The following is a 4,291-nucleotide window of genomic DNA, read 5'->3' on the forward strand; positions in this document are numbered from 1 at the left end:
AACCGGCAACAGGCCGGCAAGGGGGGCGCAGGCGAGTGCGACAGTGAGGGTGCGGCGATGGATCTTCATTTTGTCTCCTTGGTTGAAATGGAACTGAAAGCTCTCTGGTGATCTTCAATGGCTCAGGCTAGCACGTAACCGGTCTTGACGGTGGTGTAGAACTCGGCAGCGTAGCGGCCTTGTTCGCGTGAGCCGTAACTCGACCCCTTGCGCCCGCCGAACGGAACGTGGAAGTCGACACCCGCAGTAGGCAGGTTCACCATGGTCATGCCGACTTCTGCATGACGCTTGAAATGCATGGCGTGCTTGAGGGAAGTCGTGCAGATGCCTGCACAGAGGCCGAAGGGTGTGTCGTTGGCCAGGGCCAGCGCGTGTTCAAAGTCATCGGCCTGCAACACACATGCTATCGGCCCAAAAATCTCTTCGCGCGCAATGCGGTGTTCCGGCCGGGCCAGGAAGAGCGCCGGATTCATGTAATGCCCCGGTGTCGGGCGCTCCAGCAATTCGCCGCCCCAGACATGCTCGGCACCTTCGTTGCGCCCTATGTCCAGATACGACTGGTTCTGTTCGAGCTGGCTGCGATCAACCACCGGGCCCATTTCGATACCCCGCTCCAGCGCGTGGCCCACCTTGAGCCCGGCAATGCGGTGGCGCAGGCGCGCAACGAATGCATCGTGTACGGGCGCTTCCACGATGAGCCTGCTTGACGCGGTGCAGCGCTGGCCGGTCGAAAAGTACGAGCCTTGCACGGCGCATTCGACGGCCTGGTCAAGATCGGCATCAGCCAGTATCACCAGCGGATTTTTGCCACCCATTTCAAGCTGCACCTTGGCGCGGCGCGCGGAAGCCGACTGAAGGATGCGTTCGCCGGTTGTCACCGAGCCCGTGAAACTCAGCGCATTGACCAGGGGATGGTCGACCAGCGTTTGCCCGACTTCCCGRCCGCTTCCCATGACAAGGTTGAAGACGCCCGCAGGCAGCCCRCAGCGGCTGATGATTTCGGCCAGAGCCCAACCGCAGGTGGGCACCAGCTCGGCCGGTTTGAAAATCACCGTGTTCCCATAGGCCAGTGCCGGCGCGATTTTCCAGGCCGGAATCGCCAGCGGGAAATTCCATGGTGCGATGATTCCCACCACGCCGACAGGTTCACGCGTCACGTCGACCTGAATGCCGGGCCGGACCGATGCCATGGTCTCCCCCTGAACACGCAATGCTTCGCCTGCGAAAAACTTGAATATCTGGCCGGCCCGTGCCGCTTCGCCCACGCCTTCGGGCAAGGTTTTTCCTTCTTCCCGTGACAGCAGCATGCCCAGCTCATCTTTTCGCGCCAGGATCTCGCTGCCGATCTGGTCAAGTACATCAGCCCGGCGTTGCGGCGTGCTGTGACTCCAGTGCGGCAATGCCTCGGCTGCGGCCCGGATCGCAAGTTCGGTCTGGTTGCGGTCGGCACGTGCGTACTCGCTGACCACCTCCCGGGTATCCGAGGGGTTGGTGCTGGTGCCCGTGGTGGTGCCGGTTTCCCAGCGCCCATTGATATAGTGCCGGGCGTTTTGTTGCAGTTCGCCAAATTTCATGAGAGTGAGAGCCTCGTCTTCATAGCGCTGCAGTCTAGAATTAATTTTGATATCAATCCAATTGTTTTTTTGACAAAATAGATATCGTTCTACGCATTCTGGAAAACCCGATGAGCACCTACAACCACTGGTTCATACGCGCACGGCTCAAGACAAGGCAATTGCTGTTACTGGTTGCACTGGCCGAAGAAGGCAATATTCATCGCGCAGCGCAGGTTCTCAGCATGACCCAGCCGGCGGCGTCCAAGTTGCTCAAGGATCTGGAAGATGTTCTGGAGGTACAGCTTTTTGAGCGCTTGCCCCGGGGCATGCGGCCAACCTGGTATGGCGAAACCATGATCCGGCATGCGCGCATGGCACTGGCCAGCCTGAACCAGGCACATGACGAGCTGACCGCACTCAAAACCGGCCACTTCGGCCAGGTCGGCATCGGCGCCATCACGTCGCCGGGCCTGGCCTTGTTGCCGTCTGCGGTGGCCGTGGTCAAACAGGAGCACCCGAGCCTGCGCATTTCGCTGGATATCGAAACCAGCCCGGTGCTGCTGGAGCGGCTGGAGCAGGGCAAGCTCGACATCCTCGTGGCACGCCTCTTTGCCGAACACGACAAGACCAATTTGCGCTATGAGCCCCTGGTCGAGGAGCCGGTGTGCGCCATGGCGAGGCCGGGACATCCACTGCTGGGTGTGTCTGGCCTCACCCTGCGCGACGTGGTGGCCGCCGCCTGGATTGTGCCGCCCGCGGGCAGCGTCCTGCGGCACCGGTTCGAGCTGATGTTCCGCGAGGATGGGCTTGCTCCACCCATCAACGTGGTGGAGTCTTCAGCCCTGCTTTTCATCACGCGCATGCTGCAGCAAAGCGACATGGTGGCCGTGGTCGCGGCCGATGTGGCGCGGTATTACGCCGCGCACGGTATCGTCTCGGTACTGCCGCTGGACATGCCCTGCCACATGGACGCCTTCGGCATCATCACCCGCACCGACCGGCTGCCATCGCCAGCCGCCAAGGTCATGATGAAAGCGCTGAAGACAGCGAGCCTGACACTCTATGGCCGCAGGCTGGAGATGGACTAAAAGTCTTCGCGACTCAGGCCAAGGACACCGCGGAACCGGCTTTGCCGGGCCGCCAGTGTCGCCCCCTGAGGGGCTGAGAGCCGCGGCTCCAAGCCTGCCCGCGCAGGCTTGGACGGCTCCGAAGAGCCGTCGCGTCTGGCGGCGGTACGGGGCGCCGAAGGCGCCCCGGGGGGATTGTTAAACCCAGCCGGCATCCACCGTGAACTCCTGCGCTGTGCACATGGCGGCGTCATCGGATGCCAGGAACAGCACCATGCGCGCGATGTCGTGGGGCAGCAGCTTGTCGGGCAGGCATTGGTTGCGCTGGAGTTCCTTCTCGCCTTCGGCATCCAGCCAGAGCTTGATCTGCCGCTCGGTCATGACCCAGCCCGGCGACACGGTGTTGATGCGGATGCGGTCCCGGCCCAGCGTTTTCGCGAGGCCGCGCGTCAGGCCGTTCACCGAAGATTTGGCGATGGCATAACAAGGGTAGCCTGCGCCCTTGCCTTGCCAGCCGGTGGAGCCCAGGTTGATGATGGAGCCGGCGCCGAGGCGCTGCATGCCCGGCACCACCGACTGGATTGCAAAGAAGGCGGGCCGTTCATTGATCGCGATGCGGTCGTCGTAGTAGGCGGGCGTTACAGACTCCAGGCTGTGGCGGTCATCGCTGGCAACATTGTTGACCAGCACCGAAAAGTCGCCCAGCGCGCTTGCTGCGTCGGTGATTGCCGACTGCAGCGCGGCCACGTCCCGCACATCGCAGGCGCGCCACCATGGGCGGGCGTGCCCCGCATCTGCCAGCTCCTGCGCAAGCGCTTCACTGGCCTCCTTCGCGACATCGATGAAGGCAACGCGCGCGCCCTGCTGCGCAAAGGCTGTCACGATGGCGGCGCCTATGCCGCTGCCTCCGCCGGTGACAAATACCGACCGCTTGTTCAGGCTGGGAAAGACGGAGAGGGTCTCGCTTGCGGGAGCGGCACGCATGGGGGCAGAGCTGGAAATGTTTGACATTGCAAGTTGTGTATCAATTAATATAAAAAGAATAAGTTTCCAACATCACTATGCATTGATATCATCCACCGCGTCAAGAGGCCACCGCACAGCCCCGCAATACGGAGACATTAGTGACATTGATTCCAGACACCCCCGCGGGCATGCATCAGCAGCGGCCGGCCATGCCGGTCCCCGGCAAGGTGCATTGCGTCCATCCGGCGGGCGCCCTGCTGGGTGAGGGTACCTTGTGGTCGCCGCGGGAGCAATCCCTGTATTGGGTGGACATTCTTGGCTGCCGCCTGCACCGCTTTCACCCCGCCACCGGCGCGCGCAGCAGCTGGGCCTTTGACGAGGAAATTTCCGCGCTGGCCGAGCGGGCGCATGCGCCCGGTCTGATCGTGACCCTGCGGCGCGGCTTCGCGCTGTTTGACCCCGCTTTGGGCGGCGAACCACACTACCTGCACCAACCCGAGGCTACGTTGCCGGGCAATCGCTTCAACGATGGCAAGTGCGATGCGCAAGGCCGCTTTTGGGCGGGGACGATGGACTTTGACTGCGTGGCCCCCACCGGCGCGCTGTATCGCTATGACCCTGATGGCCGCTGCACGCGCCATGAAGAAGGTTTTGCGGTGACCAACGGCCCCACCTGGTCCGCCGACGGTCGCACCCTGTATT

General features: G+C 62.6%; 4 protein-coding genes. 2 read left to right on the forward strand and 2 right to left on the reverse strand.

Translation table 11 applies throughout. From position 1 onward, the window contains the following. Positions 1-122: 122 nt before the first annotated feature. On the reverse strand, positions 123-1,574 hold the full coding sequence (locus tag AC1DWI_RS14935; protein WP_477670683.1) for an aldehyde dehydrogenase family protein: 1,452 nt from the start codon (positions 1,572-1,574) through the stop codon (positions 123-125). Positions 1,575-1,684: 110 nt separating this feature from the next. On the opposite strand from AC1DWI_RS14935, the gene AC1DWI_RS14940 reads away from it, so the two are divergent. Continuing rightward, on the forward strand, positions 1,685-2,644 hold the full coding sequence (locus AC1DWI_RS14940) for a LysR family transcriptional regulator (RefSeq protein WP_477670682.1): 960 nt from the start codon (positions 1,685-1,687) through the stop codon (positions 2,642-2,644). 177 nt (positions 2,645-2,821) lie between these two features. Here AC1DWI_RS14940 and AC1DWI_RS14945 read toward each other — a convergent pair whose 3' ends face one another. Further along, positions 2,822-3,607 (reverse strand): SDR family NAD(P)-dependent oxidoreductase, encoded by a 786-nt coding sequence (locus AC1DWI_RS14945; protein WP_477666913.1) that lies wholly within the window; start codon positions 3,605-3,607, stop codon positions 2,822-2,824. A 170-nt stretch (positions 3,608-3,777) separates the two neighbouring features. On the opposite strand from AC1DWI_RS14945, the gene AC1DWI_RS14950 reads away from it, so the two are divergent. Then, a partial coding sequence (locus tag AC1DWI_RS14950; protein WP_477725115.1) for an SMP-30/gluconolactonase/LRE family protein occupies positions 3,778-4,291 on the forward strand: 514 nt, incomplete at its 3' end.

Source organism: Polaromonas sp. P3_C2 (genome assembly GCF_056402675.1).

Bases quoted from the DNA above. Each gene is read 5' to 3' on its own strand.
- AC1DWI_RS14945 (WP_477666913.1), bottom strand. From the start codon at position 3,607: ATGCGTGCCGCTCCCGCAAGCGAGACCCTCTCCGTCTTTCCCAGCCTG.
- AC1DWI_RS14940 (WP_477670682.1), top strand. From the start codon at position 1,685: ATGAGCACCTACAACCACTGGTTCATACGCGCACGGCTCAAGACAAGG.